The following is a 24,823-nucleotide window of genomic DNA, read 5'->3' as shown; positions in this document are numbered from 1 at the left end:
TAATTTTATTGATCTTCCTTAAGCTAATTTTATTGATCTTTCTTAAGCCAATTTTATTGATCTTTCTTAAGCCAATTTTATTGATCTTTCTTAAGCTAATTTTATTGATCTTTCACCGATGCTTATTCATTTTTATCTCTTACTGTGAATCTTACAGTAAACTCTGTCCCATTGTTCCTTTTCAGTTCAAGTTTCCCATCTAACTGGTCTACAAGGGAAGTTATTAACTGAAACCCAAGACTATCAAGATCTTCAATATCAAAGTTTTCGGGAATGCCCACGCCGTTATCTGAAACGGTTAGAGTAAAATTGTTACTCTTACAGCCTCCGTTTTTGCTTTTTACTCCACTGTTTATATACTTTCCATTTTCTTCTCTACGGAATTTGATTCGGATTTCTCCCCTGTTTCTCCCTTGAAATGCATACTTGAAGGAATTGGAAACAAGTTCATTAATGATCATCCCTAACGGGACTGCAGTATCCATATCAAAGAAAATGTTTTCTTCCAGATCCATGTTTAAGCTGATGTCGGTATTTCCAAGCCTGTAGGTCAGGAAAAGATTTTCAGTGAGTTCCTCAATGTAAGACGAAAAATCAAGTGTATCGAACTCTCCACCTTTGTACAGTTCCTCATGGATAAGAGCCATAGATATTACTCTATCCTGGCTTTCCCTGAAGGCTTCCAGAACTTCCGAATCCTTAATATCCTCTCTGCTATTGAACTTTTCAGCCTGCAGGTCCAGCAGGGAGGAAATTACCTGCAGGTTATTCTTAATTCTGTGGTGAATTTCCTTTTTGCGGGCAATCTCGAGATTTGCAAGGGTCTCTTCAGCTTCTTTTCGCTCGGTGACGTCAGTAAGCATGCTCAGAGAGCCTGCAAACTTGCCATCCTTATCAAAAAGAGATTTAGCGTTTATAAGTACCCACAGGGGTGAGCCATCCCCACGTATCAATTTCAATTCGTAGCTTCCATTGGCACCCTGCCGCCTCCTTTTCAGGTTCAGTTTGGCAATAGCCTTACTTCCTTCACTGATGAAGTCCCATATAGATCTTCCAATACCTTCTTCCAGACGGTATCCAGACATATCCGTCATTTTTTTATTAGCATAAGTGATCATGGCGTTATCATCAATTATGAGCACACCTTCGTTGGCTGTCTCTACGATGTTGCGGTACTTCTCCTCACTTTCTCGAAGTTTATCTTCTGCTCTTTTGCTTTCGGTTATATCTCTGGTAATAGCCGAGATAGCGGTGAGGTTTCCATGAATGTCAAAAACCGGGGAAAGAGCCATTGAAACGGATATTCTCGTACCGTCCTTTCTTAACCGCATAGTCTCATGATGGTGAACCCTTTCTCCCTGTTTAACCATCTCAGTTAATTTCTTCGTTTCTCCACCAAAAAAGGACGGTTCCAGAATAGAGATAGGCTTGCCCAGAACTTCTTCAGCCGAATAACCATAAACCTTCTCTGCGCCCTTATTCCAACTTGTAATAATACCATCAAGAGACTTGGTTATAATTGCATCATCCGATGACTCTACAGCATTCGCAAGTATCTGAATTTTCTCTTCTGCTCTTTTACGTTCCGTAATATCCTGAACTATTCCCTTTATTCGAACAGGAGTATTTTTCTCATCACAAACAACTTCACCCTGTGCATGGACTATACGCTCTGCTCCGTCAGTTGAAATTATTCTAAAATCAATGCTACAGGGCTTTCCATCTAAGGCTTTTTTAATGGCATCATTCACATGGTCTCGATCATCCGGGTGTACGTAACTTAAAGCTTCACTGCAAATTGTGCTGAATTCTCGAGGATTAAGTCCAAAAATACGATATAATTCATCGGAACAGTGTATTTCACCAGTCACAAGATTCCAGTCCCAATTTCCCAGGTGTGCCATTCTTTGAGCTTCAGCAAGACCTTTTTCGTTTTCCTTCAACAAATTATAAGCTTTCTCAAGCTGCGCTGTCCGTTCTTTAACCAGATTTTCCAAATTGTCGAGTGTTTCTTTCAGCTTAGCTTCTGCTTCCTTGATATCGGTTATATCACGGGAAATAGCAAGAACAGAGGTCACTTTGCCATTAACGAACTCGGGTACTATTCGTGTATTAAAGTGACATTCTTTTCCTTGAGACGACGTATAATGGAATTCCATTGTTTCGGAGTTCCCTGTGGTAAAAACTTTCTCATTATGTTTTTCCCAAAACGTTACATGCTTCAGGTTTCTTCCCAGTTCACTATGAGTTTTCCCGATAATTTCTTCTTGAGAAAGATCGTAAACCTCCGCAGCTGCTGGATTAACATATGTATGGTGATTTTGTCTATCAAAGCGGGCAATCATGTCAGGAGAATTTTCAGCCAACGTTCGAAACTCATTTTCTCTCCTAATCAGCGCTTCTTCAGCCCGCTTTCGCTCCTGTTCCGCCTTTTTCCTCTGCAGAGCCTGCGTCACCGCAGGTGCGATAGCTTCCAGATCTTCCTGCTGCTCGCAGCTATAACCTCCTTCACGGTTCGCGACCGTAAGCACACCTATCGTTTTCCCATCCTGGACAAGGGGCACGCCGAGAAATGATGTGAGCGGGGGATGACCATTCGGCACGCCGATACTATCAAAATGTGATGGAGGATCATTGGTAAAAAAGCTTTTTCCACTGTTGACGACACTGCCGTACAAGCCATGTACAACAAGAACGCCTGGGCGGTAGCGATGCCCTGTCTTGTCGTACATAAGGCACTGATCCAATCCCGATTCGCTGATTGCGATATCGTGCAATATCCCGTCGATGCCTAGTTCACCAATGAAACCAATCTGGCTGCCGGTCATTTCCAGGGCTACAGACAGACATGCATTTCCCAATTCTTTTTCTGTTTTTGCCTGCACTACATTGCTGAAGATTCTGTTAATTTCCCCAAGAATACGGTTGTATCTGTGTATTCGGTGCTCTTCTTGTTTGCGTTCATTGATATCACGGGCTACATGAATACTCCCGGTGAGTTTTCCTTTCGAATCATATAGTGGCGAGACGCTTACTATTGAATAACCACCAAGACAATCCTCGTAAACCTCTGCGGTATGTTCAGCCCCGTCCTTAAGCAACTGCCGGTGCGGGCAGGAAGAAGGAGGTTTGCTCTTCCCATGAATAATCCGATAGCAAGTCTGTCCAATGCACTCTTCTGGTGTCACTCCTAATTTTACCGCCATAGCTCTGTTTGCACGAACAATTTGATATTCGGTATCAAGTATAGCTATCAGGTCTGGTATAGCGTCAAAAGTTTGTTCCCAATCCCCTGCATCTCGAACAGCTGCTTCTTCAGCTTTCTTCCTCCCAAAATTGTCTTCCCTTTCCCATTTTCCTTCCTTTTTGATCAAAGAAAATTGATGGCTGGAGACGACTTCAATAATCTCAGTTGCGCTGCACCTGTCAAGTGGGCAAGTAGAGAGAGCTAACATATGGTAGTTGCCGATGACTCTGTCTATTTCTTTCTCGTAGTTAACAAAATTATTCCAATCCTTTTTTCCCCCCCAAAAAGTGCTTTCACTCAACCTCAAACCGTCGTATCCATTTGCCAGGGCCTGATCAAGTTTTTCAACATAGCCGTTTAAGATCCTTCTCGAATCGAAAATACCTTCATTTAAATACCAGCAGGTACAGGGAATAATTTCTATTTGCCCTTTCTCCAGATAAATATCAAGATCAGGAACAGATTTTCTAAGTGCTTTTTTTGCCTTTTCTACTTCTAGAGGTTGCGATGTAACCCACATGCAGAATTCGTTACTTTCCAGTCCTGCTTTAAAATAGGGAACAAGCATGTCCATCAAATCTTCTTTTGTCTGATAGAACTGGCAGAAGTGCGTTCCAAAAGACACGTTCCCAACAATATCAATGCCAGAATTTCTCAGATATTTTCTCATTCCATATTTTCTCCAATTTTGATGATACAAAAGTGTAAGAATTAATCGTTCGGTTCTGTAACATAGAATAAATTAAGGAAGTTGTTGAAGTAAAATGATCGCTCCACTCATCCATCTTGATTTTTATTACGAGCTTGTACCCACCCTTTACGTTGGCGTAACCTCTAACCACCAAAATATACCATTTTTAATTTAAAGTATACCATTTTTAATTTAAAATATACCATTTTTAATTTAAAGTATACCATTTTTAATTTAAAGTATACCATTTTAATTTAAAATATACTATTTTAATATAAAATATATCATTTTTAAATTGACAAAAAATCTACGATTTAGCTTATCTCGTCTCTCAATTTTTGCTTATAAAATTTAGTGAGTTTTAGAAATTAATAAACAGAAGGTATTTTTGCAAAAAAGCCCCTGTAGGAAAATAATTTAAATATTACCTGTGATACTTCAACCCTGAGAGTTTAGCTGAGTTACAGGCTGTGAACATTTGTATCAACAGCATTTAATTACAGCAAATTACTGGTGATTTCATGGAAGGAAGAGCCTGGAAATTCGGAGATGACGTGGATACGGATGCAGTAATTCCCGGGAGGTACCTTATTTTCAATACCCCGGGAGAGCTTGCCAAGTATACATTTGAAGGCGTACGCCCTGATTTTGCAAAAAAAGTTCACGAAAATGACATTGTGGTCGCTGGAAGTAATTTCGGCTGCGGGTCCTCACGCGAACACGCTCCTCTGGCCCTTAAAGGGTCAAAGGTATCCTGTGTGATCGCAAAGTCTTTCGCAAGGATCTTTTTCAGAAACGCGATCAACATCGGAGTCCCGGTCCTTGAATGTCCGAACACGGACAGGATCGATGACGGAGATGAACTTGAAGTGGACCTTTCAACAGGGGACATCCAAAACATAACAAAAGGAGAGACCTACCAGGCAACCCCCCTCCCGGATTTCGTTCGCGAGATCGTTGATGAGGGAGGGCTCATAGAGTATGCCCGGAAACTGGTCTCTGAACGCTGAAAAACAGGAAAACTGTCCGGAGACAGTCCTGATCCACGTTTAACATCTCGCAGTAAGAAGGCAGTTTTGCCTCTAAATTTGATAGGAGTATTAACATGACGCAGTATAAGGTTCCGGTCCTTCCCGGCGACGGGATAGGCCCAGAAATCATCGCCGAAGGCAAGAAAGTAATAGATGCCGCAGGCGAAAGATTCGGTTTTGATGTAGAATGGATTGAATACCCGCATGGAGCAGATCACTACCTGAAAACAGGAGAACTGATCTCGGAAGAGACCTTAAAGGAATTATCCGGCTACCCTGCCATTTACCTTGGCTCCATCGGAGACCCCAGGATTGCCCCAGGAGTTCTTGAAAAGGGAATCTTATTAACTGCACGCTTTTACTTTGACCAGTACATCAACCTGCGCCCGATAAAACTTCTCGAAGGAGTCTGGACCCCGATTAAAGACAAGACAGCAAAAGACATCGACTTTGTCGTGGTCAGGGAAAACACCGAAGACTTCTACATAGGAGTCGGCGGCAGAGCAAAGAAAGGAGAGAGCAAAGACCTCCTTGAAGTCAAAAGGACGCTCTACTCTGCAAAATTCGGCCTGGACATCGAGACTGACAGCGAAGAAATAGGCTACCAGATAGGCCTTATCTCCAAAGAAGGCACAAAAAGAGTTATCGAATACGCCTTTGACCTTGCAGAAAACAGGAAGAAACACGTCTCCTCGGTTGATAAAGCAAACGTCCTTTCCGACATTTACGGCTTCTGGAGAGAAGAGTTCAATGCAGTCGCCGCAGCCCACCCGGACATTACCACCGACTTCAACTTCGTTGACGCCATCACAATGTGGTTTGTGAAAAACCCCGAATGGTTCGATGTGGTCGTAACCCCGAACATGTTCGGAGACATCATCACCGACCTCGGAGCCATGATCCAGGGCGGCCTCGGACTTGCCCCCGGCGGAAACATCAACCCGAAGGGCACAAGCATGTTTGAGCCCATCCACGGTTCAGCCCCGAAATACAAGGGCCAGAACAAAGTCAACCCGATTGCAACAATCTGGGCAGGCGCCATGCTCATAGAACAGCTCGGAGAAAAGGAAGCTGCTGACACCATAGTTAATGCAATCCAGAAAAACATCCTGGAAGGCAAAGTCAAAACCTACGACATGGGAGGCAAAAACACCACTTCAGATGTCGGAGACGACATTGCAAGGATAGTAAAGGGAGAATAATTCAACCCTCCCTTCATTAATTTTCTTTTAAAACAACTGACACGACAGAGCCCGAAGATTCGGGTTCCTTTTTTGAGAATTCAGGGCCTTTTCGGATCAGATTTATATCCTGACCGGGCAGTAAATTAAACCAGCTTTAATTAATCAGCTTTTTCAAAAAATTAACACGAGGGTTTAAACAATGCAATCCGCACTTCTCCGCATCTACCTAAAACAAAACGTAACCTACCACGGCAAATCCGTCCACGAAGCAATCCTTGAACTTTTGCGCGATTCCGGCATCAGTGGTGCAACCCTGCTCAGAGGAATTGAAGGTTATGGAGCGGACGGAAAGATTCATACCCTGAAGATCCTGAACTTGAGCAATGACCTTCCAGTAGTCGTGGAAGCTGTGGACGAAGAGGAAAAAATCAGGGCTCTGGTCCCTAAGCTGAGAGAAATTATAGGAGAAGAACTGATGACTATGCAGGCAGTGGAGATTCTTTAAACCGAGAAATCTAATTTCAAACCAGAAAAGGTTGAAACACAATTATATTTAATGGCATTTATTTTTTGGGATTATTTTCGGGTACGGTACCTATTATCAGAGAAGTATAACCTCCAAAGCGTAGCATTTTTTTGATAACGATTTTCTTCAACCCTGAATTCCTAATCATTTAGGAGAAGTGCACGAGAGGATTACGTCAAAAACCACGACATTAACCATCTAACGATCTGGAAAACGATTGAGTATTGGGTTGTTTTCCATCGATCATGAGTGGCAATGAGAGCATCTTAAGGCTCGAAATGCACAAAATAAAAACAGAATTTTATTGTATGAAATAAATTGAAACGTCATAAGAAATGCTGCTAATCAGTATATAAGAAATCCAGTACATGCTTTAGTATAAAAAGTAGAACTATTTAAAAAGTTGCCTGGTATACAGGCAATTACGTAAGCCTTGGCAAGAATAAGAACTCTATAATATTATGATTATAGACAGATGACATTTTATCTTAATATTTAGATTTTATGTCCAAAGCTTCAAATAATCAGAGAAAATAAGTTATTATATAAAAAGTTAATAAATATAAGATATAGCTAGATCTTTTTTTCCAACAAATTAATAAGGATAGTCATCAGGTAGTTTGTTGAGCTTAAGTATTTTTTTTAAGTTCATGTGATTCCAAAAATACGAATTAAAAAATTTAGTTTTAAAGATATTTAAGCTTTTTATCATAAAATTCTAGAAAAACATGAGTGATAGAAGTAATTGTAACAAAAAATGAACTTATTGAAGGATGAGTAGAGTGATAACAACAAAAGAGCTTAAATCAATACTTGTGTTGGCATTCATAGCTATAACACTCTTTGCCTCAGGCTGCACGGAAGAAAACCTAAGTGCAGAAGAAATTGCTACCCAGATGATGGATAAACAGAACAGCATTCAAGATTATTCATATACAATGTACATGACCTCTTACACTGAAGGACAGGTTGAAGAAATCGAATCAAAATTTATGTTCAAAAAACCTAACAAATTCAAAGAAATTATGACGGAATCCGGAAAAGATAGTCAGATCACTGTATCGGATGGAGAGATCTCCTGGAGTTACAACCCGGATGCAAATACGGTCATAAAAATGAAACCCTCGGAAGATCCTGGCGCTCAGAAAGGTGACTACATCTATGCTATAAATGAGTTCCTGGACGATAATAATGTAACACTACTAAGAACAGAAAATGTAGATGGAAGAGCCACTTATCTGCTGAATATAACCCCAAAAGAAATACATACAGATGATGATCTGAAATCTAAAATAATAAAAATCTGGGTAGATAAGGAAACATGGATGCCTCTTAGGTGGGAGTATTATAACGCTGATGGAAATCTAACTGATAAAAACGAAATTCGAGACCTGAAAGTTAATACTGGAATTCCAGACTCCGAGTTCAAATTCGAAATCCCGGATAGTGCAAAGATAATTGATTTAGGAATGATACCACCATATGAAGAATTGAGCCTTGAAGAAGCCAGAAATAATGCAAGTTTTAAAATCCTTACTCCTGAATACTTGCCTGATGGTTATAAATTCAATTATTCAATAATCACCAACAACAGTAAATATTCCACAGATCCAGAAAGCCATTACGAAACGGTTGAACTGGTATACGCGAAAGAAGGAGCCAGCAAGAGAAAACATATAATTCTCACCGAAACCGTATATGAGAACTTATCTTTCTATCCTACAGTTATTAACGGCACTGACATTCAGATTAATGAGATCGAAGGAAAATGTTTCTCTGATGAAGATACGACAAGGCTGATTTGGAGGTTAGGAGATATTAATCTTTTACTTGGTACACCCCTGGAAAAGAATGAAACACTGAAAATAGCGGAATCAATTTCAGAAAAGCTATAAACTTACATTAGGCAGGTGCGACAAGAAGCTATGCTATGAATTGCGTCATAAGCTACCTTTTCCATTTGAGGTAATCCTACTGTGGCATGCATAAATGTTAACGTTTGTGTGTGAAGCTCACAGGACAATATCAAGAATTCAAGGAGCCTGACTTTGACATGCGTAGTATGGAACTTGGTAAACCCTATATGCTCCTTCCTTTTTTTATAAAAAAATGTTTCCCGAAGATTGGTTAAGGCAAATTGCTAAAGAAACTGGCCTTATAGTACGTGGACATAAAATTGATCCTGTAATCCTCTTTTGGGTTTTCACTCTCAGTTTTGGTTTACGCTTGAAGCGTACACCTGCCAGTTTGAAAAGAGAATATGAGAACGAACGAGTATGATTTCGATCAGACCTTTTAATGAGGCCGATAATAAAAGCATGCTTGAAATAGAAAGGCTGTGCCCGCAGGGAGAGGAAACCTGTGCACTGGGTGTGGACAAGAAGGATATAATCGCCCGCTATAAAATGTATGATAACTGGAATGTGCTTGTGGCAGAAGTGGATGGAAAAATAGCTGGCTGGATAGGGCTGACTGTGAAACCGACTCATGGACGGGAAGAAAAGTATGCATACCTTCCTGAAGTGATGGTCCATCCGGCCTTTCGGAAGAAGGGGGTTGCTACAAAACTTGTAGAGGAGGCGGAAAAAAGGCAAGGGAAATGGAAGCAAATTATGCCTATGGATACATATACGAACCAAATACCGCCTCTCAATTCTTATTCAATAAGCCTGGGTATTCTAAGGTAAGAGATATAAAAATGCCAGCAATAGCAACTTATAAGAAAATTCGATGCATCATCAAAGTATTCGATAAAGCCTGCTGATAAGAAGGGGCTCAGGGATGCAGTTGACCTTATTAACGAGTACAATTCAAGCTTTATACATTTCATGCCGTTTACCGATCAAACCTTCGAGTAGCGTTTAAACGCTATTCCTTTTTATGGACCAGACAACTTCTGGGTAACCCGGGACGAACATAACAGGGTAGTAGCCTGTGCCGGATCATGGAATAACTCTAAACTGGCTGAGATATATTATGCCAGAGAGCCGTCACAGATGAAGATAATGAAATCATTTCTTGGAGTTTTGAGCCTTATTACAAAAGTGCCCAAAATTCCGGCAGAAGGCGAACACTTCAAAACCCTGACTATTGTTGATTATGCTTTCGATAAAAAACAACCCGATGCCATGCTGGCACTTCTTAAACATCTTAATAACCTCTCAGTTGAAATGAAACAGGATTACCTGATGAATGCGATTGATCCGGAAGACGAATTTCTTACAGTGATGAAAAAGCTGAAACCCCAGATAGACTCCTGGGCTATATTTGTCAGATCATTTAAAGGCGACCTGCCGACTTTCAGCCCGTTTTATGTAGATATCAGGGACATGATCCTCTGAAGAACGACTTAAGAATTGCCCGTTTCAAGCCCCCACCCCGACACATGAAGGACCAGTATAGAGGTCCAGAGTCTTGATACTCCATTAGACTATTCACGAGCAAAATCCACCAGGACAGGAATTGAGGCAAAACAAGAATCCGAACTATGGACAAAAGTGATATATAATCCAGGATATATAATATGATACGGATAATTAAAAGGGCTGGAATTTTTTCAGTCACCGGGGAAAAAGCATGGATAGTCAAGAGGGTCAGAAAATGATAGGGGTCTGTCCGAACTGTGGAAAACCTTTCAGGATAGAGTCGGAGGGCGGCGGAGAAGAATGGAGCTACTGTGCAGAGGTATGCGTTAATCCTGCAGCAATACCGGCAGGAGTAAGGTTGATGGCAGATCAGGCCAAAATGCGCTTTGTGGACGGCAATATGAACGAATACACACGGGAGGATTACATCAAAACCCACGGGATCGATCCTCTACCGATCTGGAAAGCGATCGAAAAATGGCGGGAAGGACAGATGGAGAAGTGGAAAACGTAAATCTGATGAGCGATTCCAAACTATTTTTACAAATCTGTTTTTGCCGAGTTTAAACTATTTTTACCTTTTTTTAATTTTCCGATCCCATACTCATTGACGATCTCCGCTGAAATTGGGCCTGGACCAGAGCAATCATGTGACGCTCCTTCTCAATTGTTCTTCTTCTCATTTGTTCTTCTTCCCATTTGTCCTCCTTCTCAATTGTTCTACTTCTCAGTCGCCTTTAAATCCCATAAAATTCCTACTAATTCTCTGATCGACGTGGCACGGAAAAAGCAATTTGAAAAACCCCTGCACGGGGATAAGGAAAGCGTGCGCTTTGCAACTCCCGAGCCTATTGCCCGCTACAGGGCACAGCGCCTGAGATGTAAGACTCTTGCTGATATCAGCTGTGGGATCGGAGGGCAGACAGTCTTTTTTGCACAGCAGTGCGAGTTCGTATATGCAGTGGAAATCGACCCGAAGAAAATCGAGTATGCAAAACAGAACTGCGAGATGTACGGGCTTGACAATGTAAAATTCATCTGCGGAGACGCCCTTGACCCGAAAGTTATCGAACAGATCCCGGCAGTAGATGTAGTTTTTTCTGACCCCTTCCGCCCGGCAGAAGAAGACAGGAGACAGGTCTCAAGCCTTGAGCCGGGAATTCCGAAGGTGCTTTCCGCTTATGGGGAAAAGACAAAAAACTTCGCCTTCGAAGCCCCACCCCAGATGCCACCGGAAAGGATTCCTTTTGACTGCGAAAAAGAGTATATTTCCCTGGACGGACAGCTCAACCGCCTGACTCTTTACTTCGGCGGGTTGAAACAGTATGACAGGCTTGCTGTGGCTCTTCCTGCAGGCGAAGGGCTGGTCTCAAAGAATCTGCCGCTTCCGCAAATAAGGGAAACGGAAAAGATGAAACTCTGCGCTTACGAACCCGAACCCTCGGTTGTTGCAGCAGGGCTACTTCCCGAACTTGTGGAATCCATGATGCAGATGGCAGGCCCGATTGTCGGGGCTTTCGAACTGTTCAGGGTTGACAAAAAGAGGCTTTTGCTGACCTCGGATGCCCTCATCAAGCAATCAATGATCAAAAACCATTACCTTGTACTGAAGGTTTGTCCTTTTGAACCCCGCGAGATCAATAAGTTCCTGAAGGACGGAAACGTCGGGAGTGTCGTACTTCGGGCAGGAGTAAAACCCGAAGACTACTGGGAAGTTCGAAACGAAGTCGAAAAAGGACTTGAAGGAAAGAAAACCATACATCTCTTTGTAAAAGACGGGATAGCAATCCTCTGCGAAGTGCTCTTTAAGGTATGAAAAGATAAAAAATGCATAAAAAGGTAAAAAAAGGCATAAAAAGTAAAAAAGTCAAAAAGCCACAAAAAAGTAAAAAAATAAAAGAACCAGGTCTTAAGACCCGGTGCTGGTTTTTGATCCCGGGCTCAACCTGTTTGTTGAGCCATTCCTAATTAACCATTTAACCTTAGGATCTTCTCGACTTTCCAGCGTTATGCAATGTCTTAGACTTTATGCGATGTCTTAGAGCGTGTCTTAAAATTCAATTTGATTATACAATTGGGATAGGACTCATGTATTTGGACTGAAAACGGTAGAATTGAACCGTTAAATGTCTAAAGTTTAAATTTTAACCATGATGTCTAATGCATTTGATATTATGCATCCAGCGAATATGTAAGATATAATTAATTTACTGAGTGAACTTAAGCTCGACAATGCGTACTATCCAAATGTAGAAATGATTTGAATTTTAAGACAGCCTCTTAGACTTTATGCAATTTCTCAGGCTTCTTTGCAAGCCTCTTTTACGAGCTCAAGCCCTCTGGAAAGTGCATCCTGAATCCTTGTGGGGTCAGTTCCACCGCCCATTGCAAGGGCAGGCTTTCCGCCACCTCCTCCGCCTACAATCTTTGACATCTCACGGACAAGGTTTCCGGCATTAATTCCGCATTCTATGGCTTTTTCTCCGACAGATGCCACAAGCTTGACGCCTTCAAGATCACTTGCAAGAAGGGTAACTACGTTTTCCTGTTTCAGGAGTTCGGTAGCTATCTTCTGGAGTTCAAGGGAATCGGCTCCGGGAACCTGTTCGGAAACAACCCTGAGACCTGCAAGCTCGGAAGCATCCCCAAGCATCCTGTAAACTCTGGATCGTGCAAGGTCTTCTTTGAGCCTTTCGTTTTCTTTCTTAAGGTCTTTCCATTCCCCGAAGAAACGCTCCACACTTACCGGAAGGTGTTCCGGAGGCACGCTCAGGGTCTTTGCGGAATCAACAAGGAGAGATTCCATTTTCTGCATGGCACGTACGGCCGCGATTCCGGCTGCAAACTCGACCCTTTCCACCCCGTCCTGAATTCTTTCGGTTTTAAGGATTTTAATAGGGCCTATAACACCTGTACTCAGGCAGTGGGTTCCGCCGCAGGCTTCCACGTCGTCTCCGACCTTTACAATCCTGATCTTCTCTCCTGGGGGTACTCCACCCTGATAGAGCCCGAAACCGTAGACCTGCTCAGCTTCAATCCTCGGCATCCATTCCGTGATCACCCGTTTGTTTTCCATAACCGTCCGGTTTGCTAGAAGCTCAATCTGCTTCAGTTCTTCAGGGGAAATATGCTTGTAGTGGGAAAGGTCAAGCCTGGAGTGGTCTTCAAACTTCTGGGCCCCAGCCTGCCAGATGTGTTTTCCGAGAACCTTTCTGGCAGCATCATTTACAATATGGGTTGCTGTGTGGTGCCTTGCAAGGGTCATCCTGCGCCTTTCATCGACCTTTCCTGTGATAATATCGCCTTTGGTAATCTCAAGTTCCCCGTCCGGAATGTCAACTGTGTGTACGATTACACCTTCATAGACCTGGACATCAACCACCTTATATACAATATCTCCTACGGAGATGGTGCCTATATCTGCAGGCTGCCCTCCGCCTTCTGCATAGAAGAAGGTGTTATCCAGCACAATATGGTTGTCAAACACATCAAGGACAACTGCCTCGAACTCCAGACGGGTGGGTTCGTCATAGAAACGGCGTTTGGTTTTCGGTAGGTGTTTGAGCCTTTCTGCAAAAGGAATTACTTCTTCTTCCTTTTCTTCAGCCTTGTTGTGCAGTTCCCCAATAATGGAATAGAAATTATCAGGGAACTCTACGCCCACCCCGATATCGGCTGCAACTTCTTTTGCCATCTCGGGAGGGATTCCGTGTGAGTCATAGAGTTCGGTTAACTGGGAAAGAGGAATTTTTTCTCCGGTCTTCTTGAAATGGGACGCCGATTTCTGGATGATCCTGCGCCCTCTCTCCATGGTGATGTTGAACTTTTCTTCTTCGGATTCCAGGATGTCCTGAATGACAGGGAAGTTTGCCCTGAATTCGGGGTACTCAGGCATGTTCCTTATGTGCATGTCCACGATTTCGGAGAGAGGAGTCCTGATATCAAGATCTTTCATCATGCGCAGCGTCCTTCTCAGGACAAGGCGGGCCAGATACCCTGCTTTGACATTGGAAGGAATGATTCCGTCCCCGAGCATGAAGGTGAGACAGCGCGTGTGGTCGGTGATTGCATAGACCTTTTCTACGGGTTCCATGATAACCGAGAGTTTGTCAACTGTCATCCCGATGCTTGAGGCGACCTTTTTCCTGAGTTCTAACAGGTTTGCCTTTTCGCTTACATCCATAAACCCTGCAAGCCGGGCGTTCTGCGCAAGGATGTTTGAATACTCAGTGTTATTCAATTCGTGTTCAAGTCCGGCAAGCCCCATGAGTTCGTTTACTATGCCCGGGAAAAGCGCATCATATATCGTGGGGGAACCTTTGGAAGCCCAGACAAAACGCTCAAGACCGTAGCCGGTATCCACGATGTAATTGTCCATCTTTGAATAGGTCTCTCCCTTGATCAGGATGTCTCCTTTTTTGTCGGTCTTCAGGTCCATGAAAACAAGGGTCGCAAGCTCAAGCCCGTGCACGATAACCTCAACACAAGGACCGGCATTGCCTCCACCTGCCCAGGGTTCTTCTTTATAGGTTACGGCGAATGGGTCTACCTTGAGAGAGGTTAAGAGCTCGTCGCAGAGTTCCAGAGTGTGTTCCTTCCAGTAAATTTCATTGCCCCTTTTGTTGAAAGCGTGATGAGCCATCATTTCAAAATTAGTCAGATGGCGGCCGCTCCTGCCTACCGAGTCCAGGTCGTTTAACCTGATGCAGGGCTGGGAAATCGTCAGGGGGTTTGCAGGAGGAGGAACCTGCCCTGAAGTTACAAAGGGCTGGAAGTCTGCGATTGAAGCAATGGTCAGGTAAATGTCGTCTCTCCAGCGGGCTACCACAGGATAGCGGTCAAGCCTTGTATGCCCTCTTGCTTCAAAGAAGGAGAGGTAGTATTCGCGCATCTCTGAAATATTGAATTCCCTGGAAAAGACAGGGCTTCCAATAAAGGAATAGGGATCACAGGGCGCATCTCCGCACGTATTTCTTTCAGGGTCACGTGTCCAGAAGAATTTGCCACATTTCTGACATTGCTTCCGGACGAAACCGTTGTTTTTGAAAAAGTCAAGTTGATACTCATCTTCAAGCATGATAATCTCTCCGGATGGTGGGTGCGATCTGCCCCGTTGTATATGAAAATAAAAGGAAAGCAGAAGTATCCCAGCTCAACCGTCTCAGGGGTTTCAGACACTTTAGTGCTTACATGATGATCTTAATACGTTTATTCGTTAATTTTTACATACAGAGGTGAAAATCAACCTCAAATAATAAATATTGTGGGCTTGTATACGAATAAACTTTACAGCCAAACTTAACAGCTAATTTTTTTCGATATTTATACAGCCAGTTGTTTCCATTATAAGTGCTTACATAATACTGAGGAAATATATAATAATGTCACATAATAATGTGTATTTAAACGGGCCCACACTTACGAACCTTAACTATTACAGGCACTTCTACAGAAAAACTTTGTTCTTCACTATTAAAGATAAAAAAATATTTTTTGTTGCCGGAACTGAACCTTTCACCTGTAAAATAGCCCGAAAAAATGAGATTTCAGAGAGAAGGTTAAAGGAGGCATACTTCAGCTACTTGAGGACCAATATTACTTACTGTTACTCATCAGGAGCTTCAACTTAAACAGCTCAAATCAGTACCCCCAAATAAAATGCCTCCAATAGGTGACACTAAAAAATACCGATAGTCAAACCTTTTACTAAGTGCCTATCCGAAAAGTCGGTAATGCGATCGAAAAGTTACAGCAGGTCTATAATAGCAGGGCATCCTCTTCGGTTTTGCATATTGCTAATGGTAAGTTACATAGGTCACAACACTTTTCGGATAGGCTCTAAGTACGCCTGCTTCCCAAAATCATTACCTGTACAGCACAACTGTCCTGCCGCGTACGTCGATCAGTGTGGATCTTGTAGCTTCGGCAAGCTCATCTGCTATGGTTTTCAGATCTTTTCCTTCTTCTGCACTCTTGAGAACCTTGACCTTTACAAGCCTGTTAGCTTTTATCTGTTTGTTCAGTTCTTCGATCAAAGTCTCAGTGACCCCATTCTTTCCAATATTAAGAATAGGACTGATCTTGCTTGCATCGGATCTCAGCTGATATAGTTTTTCTTTCTCCATTGCCCTTCCTCACATCGCTAATGATAAAACTCGCCTGCCAGTTATAAAAAGCTCACATCATCAATATGATAAGAAATGCACAAATCGATGAAATAATTCCTTCTACCTTGAAGCCAGTTTACCCTTTGAGTATGATTTCACCCATTCTCACCAGCACCTATATCAAAGTTTCCCGGTTAGCCACATTTCACGTACAGCTAATTTCCAGTATTACGAATTAGTTTTTCACCCGGACCCGAGCTTTTTGAATTTACAGATGCCGAACCTGAAAAGGAATTCCAAATAATTTCGACATCTTTATTATCGGCTTGCTACTCAATAAACTATAGAGATCCTAAACTATAGAGATCCTAAACTATAGAGATCCAAAACCGGAAATAAAACCCCACTCTTCCACCTCCGGACGGCGAATGTAAATGAACCCTAATTTGCTTGACTTGATCCTATTTTCAGAGAAGAGGAAAGCTTTTCTCCTGCTCCTGAAAGAGGGACCAAGGAATACCCAGGAAATTCTTGATAAGCTTCAGGTTCCTAGAACCGCTCTCCTTCCCCAGATAAAGAAGCTGAAAGAACAGAACCTCGTAATCCACGAAGAAGGAATGTACAGCCTCAGCCTGATAGGAGAGATTATTTTAGAAAAAATGCAGCCTCTTCTTGATACCCTGGAGGTTTTTGAGAAAAATGAGGATTTTTGGACCGACAGAAAACTCACACCCATTCCCCCTCATCTTATGAAACGGATCAACGAACTTGGGGATTACCACCTGATAGAACCGGATCTGAGCCATACTTTTGATCTTAGCCCGGAATTCGTAAAACATACTTCTAACTCAAGCCATATCCACATGTTTGTCTCTTATTTTCATCCCCAATTCCCCATCTTCTTCCTGAATCTTGCCAAAAGAGGAATTGAGATATCCCTCGTCCTGAGCGAATCTGTGTACTTACGGTTTGTAGAGGACTTCAAAAAAGAAGGAGGGGAGTTTCTCAGAATGGAGAATACAAGTATCTTTATTCTCGACAAAGAAGACGTGGAGATCCCTGCAGTTGTCGAATCTTCCGATAAAATAATGATTCTGGGACTGTTTAATGAAAGTGGAAGGTTTGACCGCCAGTATATAATAAGCTTCGAACCCAGGGCAATAGAATGGGGAAAAGAACTGTTTGAATACTTAAAGGATATGAGCAGAGAGATAAAAATTGAAGAAAAATGAAAATTAAAGAAAATTGAAGAAAAATGAAAATTAGAGAATAACTGCGAAAGAAAAGTTGGGGAAATTGCAGAAAAACATAATTTCATTTAAAGGATATTTTCAGAATATTTTAGACTTTCAGACCATTTTAGAATATAGAATAGTTAAAATTAAAGAATATTTTAACTAATTAAGAATAATAAGATATTTTTAAAAAGTATTTATTGAAATAATATATTTTCAGGCATTTTTTAAACAATTTTCACCTTGAAGAAAAAATGAAAGGCATTTATTTACGTTCCCCAAGGAAAATCATCACCCCTGCCGGTGAAGCTTTTTTGTAGATTTCCTCCAGCACTTCAAGTAAATCTTCTTCGCCACGCCAGAATGGGAATTTTCCAAGCCTTTTTGGAAGAGCGGCAGGAACCTGAGGGATGTGAGCCTCAGAGGAGGAGCTTTTTTCCCCTTCAGGGCTTTCAGAGAGCATCCCCCAGAAAGCTTCGGGGTCAAGGGGTAGAGGTTCAGGAGAAACAGGAGAGCCTTCAGCTTCTAGTGCAGTTCCGGTTTTATCATCGGCCTTTTCTGAAAGAACCCCCGCTTCTGCTACCCGGTCCACGGTTTCCGGAACAAAGCCCTTCCCAAGAATGGACATAAAATCGTCCATATCAACACCCCTTAGCTTAAAGATAAGGAAGGGGTCCCTGTCAAATTCTTCCCCGAGCAGGTAGTAAACTGCTGCAATATGCTTGCAGGGGTTTGACCAGTCAGGGCAGGAGCAGTCGGTTTCAAGGTCATCGAGTGTTTCAGGAAAGAGGGAGAGACCTATTTCCTTAAATGCGGAGTCGATATCTTCCGGCATCTCGCCTGCAAGGAGCTTTGCTGCAAAGATCGGTTTCAGGGCAAGTTTTTCTGCAAGGAGTTCCCATTCGGAACCTGTAAGGGTCCGGACTTTGATCGTTACCGAATAGGGCTTAGGGTCTGAACCCTGGACTTTAGCCCTTACAAGTCCGGTCTCTATTTTTATAGAGGTTACCTGCCCTTTGCGAGCATAGCTTTTTCCGCGACTTAACCTGGCCCCTATATTAAAACTTTCAAGGGTTTTGATCCAGCGTTTTGCCCACCAGCTCTGGGCGAAACTTCCACGTTTGGACTTAGCCTTGATGCCTCCTTTGACTTCAATTGGTTTTGTGGGTTCGTAATTCCCATAGCCGTCCCAGTAAGCTGCCATTTTATTCACCTACCGCTTCTTCTCGGAGAGCAAGAATATCCTTCAATTCCTCGTTGGAAAGTTCTGTCAGCCAACCTTCACCTGTTCCGACAACGTTCTCTGCAACCTGCACTTTGCGCTCGATAATCTCATCGATTTTTTCTTCAAGCGTACCCGCACAGATGAACTTATGCACCTCTACATTTTTCGTCTGGCCTATACGGAAAGCCCTGTCCGTAGCCTGGTTTTCAACAGCAGGGTTCCACCAGCGGTCAAAATGGAAAACGTGGTTCGCTCCTGTAAGGTTAAGCCCCGTGCCTCCAGCTTTAAGGGAGAGGACAAAGATAGGGAGGTATTCTTTTCCCTCCTGGAAACGCTCAAGCATCCGATCCCTCTGCTTTCTGGGGACCCCGCCGTGCAGGAAAAGGACTTCACAGCCAAAACTTGCCTGCAGGTGTTCTTTTAGCATTTTTCCCATCTCCGCAAACTGGGTGAACACAAGGGCTTTTTCCCCATTTTCCAGGATTACATCCAGCATTTCGGTAAGCCTTGCAAGTTTTCCTGACCTGCCGGGTACAGCAGAGTTATCCTTCAAAAACTGCGCCGGATGGTTGCAGACCTGTTTGAGCCTGGTAAGGGCGGACAGGATTATACCTTTTCTCTGGATGCCTTCTTCAGCCTCTTCCATCGTCTCTTCGATGTCTTCGAGGACTGCGGCATAGAGGGAAGCCTGTTCTTTTGTCAGCGTACAATAGGTTTTCATTTCCATCTTTTCCGGCAGGTCGGAGATAATCGAAGTATCGGTCTTCAGACGGCGCAGGATAAAGGGGCCCGTAATTTCTTTTAACCTCCTTGCAGCTTCCTGATCCCTTTCGGCCTGAATGGGAATAAAGAAATTCCGCTTGAAACCTGCCTGGTTGCCTAGGAAGCCGGGGTTTAAAAACTCCATGATAGACCAGAGGTCTCCCACGTTGTTTTCAACCGGAGTCCCCGTAAGAGCTATGCGGTAATCGGCTTCAAGAGCTCTGGCTGCCTTTGCCTGTTTGGTTTCCGGGTTTTTGATATTCTGGGCTTCGTCAAGTACCACTCCGGCCCAGGAAACCCCTTTTAAAAACTTAAGATCCCGCTGCAAAAGCCCGTAGCTTGAGACGACAATAGAATGATTCGTGGCTTCCTTTTTGAATTCCTCTTCCTTTTTCCGGCTGGTCCCGTGGTGGACCATTACCGAAAGTTCCGGGGTAAAGCGAGCCGCCTCTTTTTTCCAGTTGTTGATGACAGAGGTCGGACAGACCAGAAGAACCGGTTTTGCAGCTTTAAGTCCTTCAACTTTTTCTTCAGCATTTTCTATAACCTTTTCTTCAACCTGCCCTTTAACCTGTTCCAGGTCGTGCTGGATAAGGGCAAGGGTCTGGATGGTTTTACCAAGCCCCATGTCGTCTGCAAGGCAGGCTCCTATGCCCCACTGCCTCAGGAAAGCCAGCCAGGAGTAACCTCTGAACTGGTAGGGCCTGAGGGTGCCTGAAAAACCGTCAGGAGCCGGAAGTTCTTCAAACCCGGTTTTGTCCTTCAGGCGGCGGATTAATTCTTCGATCCAGCCGGCTGCATTAAGCCCTTCAACGTCTACACCATCGGCTTTTTCGGAGACTCCCACAGCCAGTTTTAGAACTTCGCGCAGACTTGCTTCCCCGTGGGGGTTTTTCTTCCAGAACTCAAGGGCAGCCCGGATTTCCGCATCGTTGACCTCGACCCACTGCCCGCGGAATTTCACAAGCGGAGCTTTGAGCTTTGCAAGAGCCTGCAGTTCCCTGACTGTGAGTGCACGGTCTCCAAGGGCAATTTCCCAGTCAAAGCTGACGATTTTATCGAGTGTAAGCCCGTATCCGGCCTTCAACTTCTTGCCCTTAACATTAGCCTGGGCTTTTAAGTGGGTCTTTGTACCTTTACGGGTCCACCAGCCGGGGAGAAGTAACCCGAAGCCCGCCTGGCTTAAATCCGCTGCACTTTCAGTCAGGAAGCGGTAAGCTTCTTTCGTATCAAGGGAATATCCGGACGGGTTGGGAGCTTCAAGGCTGGAAGCAATTCCTGCACTGATGCCAGCAGCCTGTCCAAGGGAAGATAACAGAAATTGGCGAATGTTTTTTACATCATATCTTTTCAACGGGCTGCCCTTCTTTGGTTTCCAGGCCTCTTTTACAGGAATCAGAAGGCTTGGGTCTTCGTAGGACTGAAGCATATAGCGGACGTACCAGAGTTCTTCGGGAACTTCTATGTCAGCTATCCCTTTCCTGCCTTTTTTAGTATCCATTTTTCCGGCTTCGGATTCCTCGGTTTCTTCGAGTTCTTCTTCCGCAGCTGGCTCTTCAAGCCGGAAACAGAACCTGAAGGGAGAAGTTGTAAGTACAGTAAGGGGGCGCTGCCATTCACGGGTCCGGAACGCAAGCTGCAGGAGTTCTTTTTCTTCTCCGTGGATCAACCCGTCAGGGCTTTTAAGAGCGGAAACCCAGGCGTCATGGACGCTATCAAAGGATTTTCTTTTACGCGCCTCTTTTGCAAGCTCTTTTTCCCCGATCTCGGACCGGACTATCCAGTCAAGAGCCTCTTCGATAAACTGCCTTGCCGCTACAGCAGCAAGTATTTCCGGCTGCACGGAAGAGGTTTCAAGAGCAAGAGCCTTTGCAGCCGGAGGCATTTGCTTTGCAAGTCTTGCCAGCTCCCCCGCATCTTCTCCGGAAAATACGGGTTCCCAGAAAGCCTTGTACTCTCCTTCCCCGCCCCTGACGCCAGGCAGGTATTTCTGTCCTGCTACCAGCGAGCCTGCAAATTTCAGGGCATCCGCCCACCAGAGAAGATCATTTCCCGAGATTATGCCGGGAGCAAGAACCTTTTTTCCCATACAGGCGCAGAGGAGAACAATAGCTTCTTCAGCTTCCAGAGGATATGCGTGAACAGTCCAGGGAGCTAGGGAAAGTTCTGCTTTCGAAGCCGGAATTTCAGCAACGAGAGGACTGGAGGGGATTGGATTCCAGCCTGCTGTCGGGATCCAGACATTGATTTCCTCTGCCTTTTTCCGGCCAGTACTGCCCAGCAGCAGCTCAAGAGCAGAAGACAGGTTTTCAACACCCGAATCGTAAGGATAAGGTTTTGCAACCGGCTTCTTAGGCTTTCTCCCGCGCCGGACAGGCGGAGTTTCATTTTCAGCCGGGCTTTCGCCCCACAGAAAGAACTGTTTTCCGACTCTTCCTGCATGCAAAATTATCATGTATTTTGTATAATAGAGAAGACATATAAAAAAGGATCGGAGAAGGCTGTTTCAAAACTTTGATTTTACAGTGGTACTCCGGCAAATTTTCAGCTTATTATTGATGGATGTCTTTTGCCTGGTAATTAGAAATGAAAGATTTCAATAGTGTAATATAGAGTAAGTTGAAAATACTTCAATTGATTGGAAATTTAAGCTGACTAAGAACTTATTTTCAGAGGAATTGGGTGTCAGTTTGTCCTACAAATTTTGATGAAAAAGTAGAATGTCCATTCGTTGATAGGAAAGAGTTCACTGAAGCTTTTGAAAAAGCCTTCAATAACATCGACCAACAGAACTACAGTATCCTGGTCTATTATGGCGTTGCCGGGATTGGAAAAACCAGTCTTAGAAAGGAACTTCCAGCCTTGCTTGAAAAACACAACGAATCGGACCTTCACACAAGAGTTATATGGACTTCAATAGACTTCGCCACCGAACAATACAAGCAGCCTTATAAGTTCCTCGAAGTTCTTTCCAGCCAACTGCGCCAGAAATACAACGTCAAATTCAACTCTTTTGACATTGCCCTTGCCACCTACTGGAAAAAAATCAATCCACATAATCCCCTGGTAAAAGAAAACTACTCTGAAGGCAGCATCGTTCATGATATTCTGGATGTCTGCGACGAATTTGTTCCTGCAAACCTGATACCAAATGTGTATAACCTTACAAAAAATTTACCAAAACATTATCAGAAATGGGTTCTAAAACGCGAGGAAGATATTTCCGGACTTCAGAATCTTGAACCTACAGAGATATACAAACGGTTACCTGTTTACCTAGCCCACGACCTTGCTGACCACCTGCAGAACACTTCAGAATTAGCAGTTATTTTCATAGACACTTACGAAGCTCTCTGGGAAAAAGAAAGAGATAAGGGAAGTTTCAATTCCAGGGACGAATGGCTCAGAAAACTTATTGAAAAAATACAAAAATCCTGTCTGTGGGTAATCTGTGGAAAAGAATCCCTTCGCTGGGAAGAAGTAGATGAGGACTGGAAAAATTACCTTGACCAGCGTAAAATTGGAAAACTTCCAGAAAAAGATGCTCTCGATCTGTTGAAACAGTGCGGAATCACTGAAGAGGATATCCAGAACGTACTCATTGAAAGCAGTGAAGGCGTACCTTACTATCTTGAACTCTCTATCGATATCTACAGAAAAATAAAGAAAAAAAAGCAGCCCACTCCAGAAAACTTCGCAAAAGTTCCGGAAGGTATTTTCTGCAGGTTTGTCAAATACCTTGACAGGGAAGAAAAAGAAACACTGAAAGTCTTATCGGTCCCCAGATACTGGAACCGTGAATTATTCAAAATCCTAGTCGAGAAATTTAATACTGGATATCCTGCAACCAGTTTTTCAGAACTGCATAGCTTCTCTTTTATGGACGTTGACGATAAAGGAAAATGTTCCATGCACCAGCTTATGAGAAAAAGCCTGAAGGATTACCAAGATCAAGATTTGAAAAAAGAAGTCCATAATTTTATGCTTGACTTCTACAGCAATCAACTAAAAGATATCGATATTAAGGAGATAACACCAGAACACGAAATAGCCTTAACTGAAGCCTTCTACCATGCAAAAGAGGCACTTGAAGCTGAAGATTTGCTCAAATGGTTTATTTCTGTATCTGATCCGTTCAACAGAGCAGCATTCTGGCAATTAATTACCCCTATGTATGAAGAAATGCTGCAAATTCTTGAAGCAAAACACGGACCTGAACATAAAGATATTGTAACAACTCTAAACATTCTCGATGTACTCTATTACAAAATGGGAGAGTACAAAAAAGCACTCCAATTTTCTGAACGGGCACTTGCCATTGGCGAAACGATTCTGGGTGTTCAACATCCAGACGTTGCAACAAGCCTGGACAATCTAGCCGGGCTCTATGAAAGTATGGGAAATTACAAACAAGCACTCCAACTGTCAGAACGAGCACTTGAAATATATGAAAAGGTTCTGGGACCTCAACACCGAGATGTTGCAATAACCCTAGACAATCTCGCAGGACTCTATGAAAGTATGGGAGAGTACGAAAAAGCACTTATATTTTATCAAAGAACAATTGAAATAAAAGAAAAGGTTCTGGGACCACAACATTCTAATTTTGCAACAAGTCTAGATAATCTCGCAGTACTCTACCGACAGATGGGGGAGTACGAAAAAGCGCTCCAACTTTCTCAGCGAGCACTTGAAATATATGAAAAGGTTCTGGGGCCACAACATCCAGATATTGCAACAACTCTAAACAACATTGCATTACTTTATGATAGTATGGGAGATTACCAAAAAACACTCCCACTTTATCAAAGAGCACTTGAAATAAATGAAAAGGTTTTTGGTCCACAATATCTAGGTATTGCAACAACTCTAAACAATCTTGCCGGATTCTATAGGCGTGTAGGAGATTACGAAAAAGCACTTTCTCTTTCTCAACGTTCACTTGAAATAGATGAAAAGGTTCTGGGATCACAACACCCAGATGTAGCAAGAACCCTCAATAGTCTTGCGTTAATCTATGAAAATATTGGAGATTACGAAAAAGCACTCGCATTTTATCAAAGATCACTTGACATTCGTGAAAAAGTTCTGGGGCCACAACATCCAGATGTTGGAAGAACCCTAAATAATCTCGCCAGGCTCTATGAAATTATGGGAGATCACGAAAAAGCACTTACACTTTATCAAAGGACAATTGAAATAAAAGAAAAGGCTCTGGGTCCACAACATCCAGATGTTGCAACAATACTAAATAATCTCGCAGGACTCCATTATCGGATTGGAGAATACAAAAAAGCACTCCCCCTTTATCAAAGGGCATTAGATATAGTTGAAAAAAAGTTGGGACAAAATCAGCCCAATTCAGTAGTAATAAAGAACAATTATAATAGGCTTCTTTCAAAGATGAGCGAAAACGAAAAGAAGTGATTTTTGGAATTTCACGATAGTAC

16 protein-coding genes and 1 pseudogene are annotated in these 24,823 nt (G+C 43.0%); 12 read left to right on the top strand and 5 right to left on the bottom strand.

Features of this window, described 5'->3' with window-relative positions; all coding sequences use genetic code 11:
• Positions 1 to 122 precede the first annotated feature (122 nt).
• On the bottom strand, positions 123 to 3,917 hold the full coding sequence (locus MA_RS01090; RefSeq protein WP_048064839.1) for a PAS domain S-box protein: 3,795 nt from the start codon (positions 3,915 to 3,917) through the stop codon (positions 123 to 125).
• 542 nt (positions 3,918 to 4,459) lie between these two features.
• Between MA_RS01090 and MA_RS01085 the strand changes: the two genes are divergently transcribed.
• The 9 genes and pseudogenes from MA_RS01085 to MA_RS01050 all read left to right on the top strand — a co-directional run bounded on the left by MA_RS01085 (position 4,460) and on the right by MA_RS01050 (position 11,860).
• Entirely contained in the window at positions 4,460 to 4,948 is a 489-nt protein-coding gene (locus MA_RS01085; RefSeq protein ID WP_011020260.1) for a 3-isopropylmalate dehydratase small subunit, read from the top strand.
• Between the two features lie 95 nt (positions 4,949 to 5,043).
• Entirely contained in the window at positions 5,044 to 6,171 is a 1,128-nt protein-coding gene (locus MA_RS01080) for an isocitrate/isopropylmalate dehydrogenase family protein (protein WP_011020259.1), read from the top strand.
• Positions 6,172 to 6,352: 181 nt separating this feature from the next.
• Positions 6,353 to 6,658 carry a DUF190 domain-containing protein gene (locus MA_RS01075; RefSeq protein ID WP_011020258.1) on the top strand — a complete coding sequence of 102 codons (306 nt, stop codon included), beginning with the start codon at positions 6,353 to 6,355 and terminating at the stop codon, positions 6,656 to 6,658.
• 794 nt (positions 6,659 to 7,452) lie between these two features.
• Positions 7,453 to 8,574: an outer membrane lipoprotein-sorting protein gene (locus MA_RS01070; protein WP_011020257.1), complete on the top strand. Its 1,122-nt coding sequence runs from the start codon at positions 7,453 to 7,455 to the stop codon at positions 8,572 to 8,574.
• Between the two features lie 214 nt (positions 8,575 to 8,788).
• A pseudogene (locus MA_RS26385) lies at positions 8,789 to 8,950 on the top strand (IS4 family transposase); the annotation flags it as partial.
• A gap of 5 nt (positions 8,951 to 8,955) precedes the next feature.
• Complete coding sequence (locus MA_RS01065) at positions 8,956 to 9,366, top strand: GNAT family N-acetyltransferase (protein ID WP_011020256.1); 411 nt, start codon at positions 8,956 to 8,958, stop codon at positions 9,364 to 9,366.
• 309 nt (positions 9,367 to 9,675) lie between these two features.
• Positions 9,676 to 10,020, top strand: a complete 345-nt coding sequence (locus tag MA_RS01060; protein WP_011020255.1) for a hypothetical protein — start codon at positions 9,676 to 9,678, stop codon at positions 10,018 to 10,020.
• Between the two features lie 235 nt (positions 10,021 to 10,255).
• Positions 10,256 to 10,558, top strand: a complete 303-nt coding sequence (locus MA_RS01055; RefSeq protein WP_157860065.1) for a hypothetical protein — start codon at positions 10,256 to 10,258, stop codon at positions 10,556 to 10,558.
• Positions 10,559 to 10,819: 261 nt separating this feature from the next.
• Positions 10,820 to 11,860, top strand: coding sequence for a methyltransferase domain-containing protein (locus MA_RS01050; protein WP_048064837.1), 1,041 nt, complete (start codon positions 10,820 to 10,822; stop codon positions 11,858 to 11,860).
• A 483-nt stretch (positions 11,861 to 12,343) separates the two neighbouring features.
• Here MA_RS01050 and alaS read toward each other — a convergent pair whose 3' ends face one another.
• Positions 12,344 to 15,121 (bottom strand): alanine--tRNA ligase, encoded by a 2,778-nt coding sequence (gene alaS, locus MA_RS01045; RefSeq protein ID WP_011020252.1) that lies wholly within the window; start codon positions 15,119 to 15,121, stop codon positions 12,344 to 12,346.
• 304 nt (positions 15,122 to 15,425) lie between these two features.
• On the opposite strand from alaS, the gene MA_RS01040 reads away from it, so the two are divergent.
• Entirely contained in the window at positions 15,426 to 15,674 is a 249-nt protein-coding gene (locus MA_RS01040) for a hypothetical protein (protein ID WP_011020251.1), read from the top strand.
• A 234-nt stretch (positions 15,675 to 15,908) separates the two neighbouring features.
• On the opposite strand, the gene MA_RS01035 is transcribed toward MA_RS01040, so the two are convergent.
• On the bottom strand, positions 15,909 to 16,169 hold the full coding sequence (locus MA_RS01035; RefSeq protein WP_011020250.1) for a YhbY family RNA-binding protein: 261 nt from the start codon (positions 16,167 to 16,169) through the stop codon (positions 15,909 to 15,911).
• A gap of 416 nt (positions 16,170 to 16,585) precedes the next feature.
• On the opposite strand from MA_RS01035, the gene MA_RS01030 reads away from it, so the two are divergent.
• Positions 16,586 to 17,383, top strand: a complete 798-nt coding sequence (locus MA_RS01030; protein ID WP_011020249.1) for a helix-turn-helix transcriptional regulator — start codon at positions 16,586 to 16,588, stop codon at positions 17,381 to 17,383.
• Between the two features lie 268 nt (positions 17,384 to 17,651).
• Here MA_RS01030 and MA_RS01025 read toward each other — a convergent pair whose 3' ends face one another.
• Positions 17,652 to 18,590, bottom strand: a complete 939-nt coding sequence (locus tag MA_RS01025) for an SWIM zinc finger family protein (RefSeq protein ID WP_048064836.1) — start codon at positions 18,588 to 18,590, stop codon at positions 17,652 to 17,654.
• A gap of 1 nt (position 18,591) precedes the next feature.
• Complete coding sequence (locus MA_RS01020; protein ID WP_011020247.1) at positions 18,592 to 21,828, bottom strand: DEAD/DEAH box helicase; 3,237 nt, start codon at positions 21,826 to 21,828, stop codon at positions 18,592 to 18,594.
• A gap of 227 nt (positions 21,829 to 22,055) precedes the next feature.
• On the opposite strand from MA_RS01020, the gene MA_RS24325 reads away from it, so the two are divergent.
• Entirely contained in the window at positions 22,056 to 24,800 is a 2,745-nt protein-coding gene (locus MA_RS24325; protein ID WP_011020246.1) for a tetratricopeptide repeat protein, read from the top strand.
• Positions 24,801 to 24,823: the final 23 nt, after the last annotated feature.

Source organism: Methanosarcina acetivorans C2A (assembly GCF_000007345.1).
GTDB classification, from domain to species: Archaea; Halobacteriota; Methanosarcinia; order Methanosarcinales; family Methanosarcinaceae; genus Methanosarcina; species Methanosarcina acetivorans.
The sequence above is the reverse complement of the archived record's forward strand: the minus strand, read 5'-3'. Positions and strand labels throughout refer to the sequence as shown.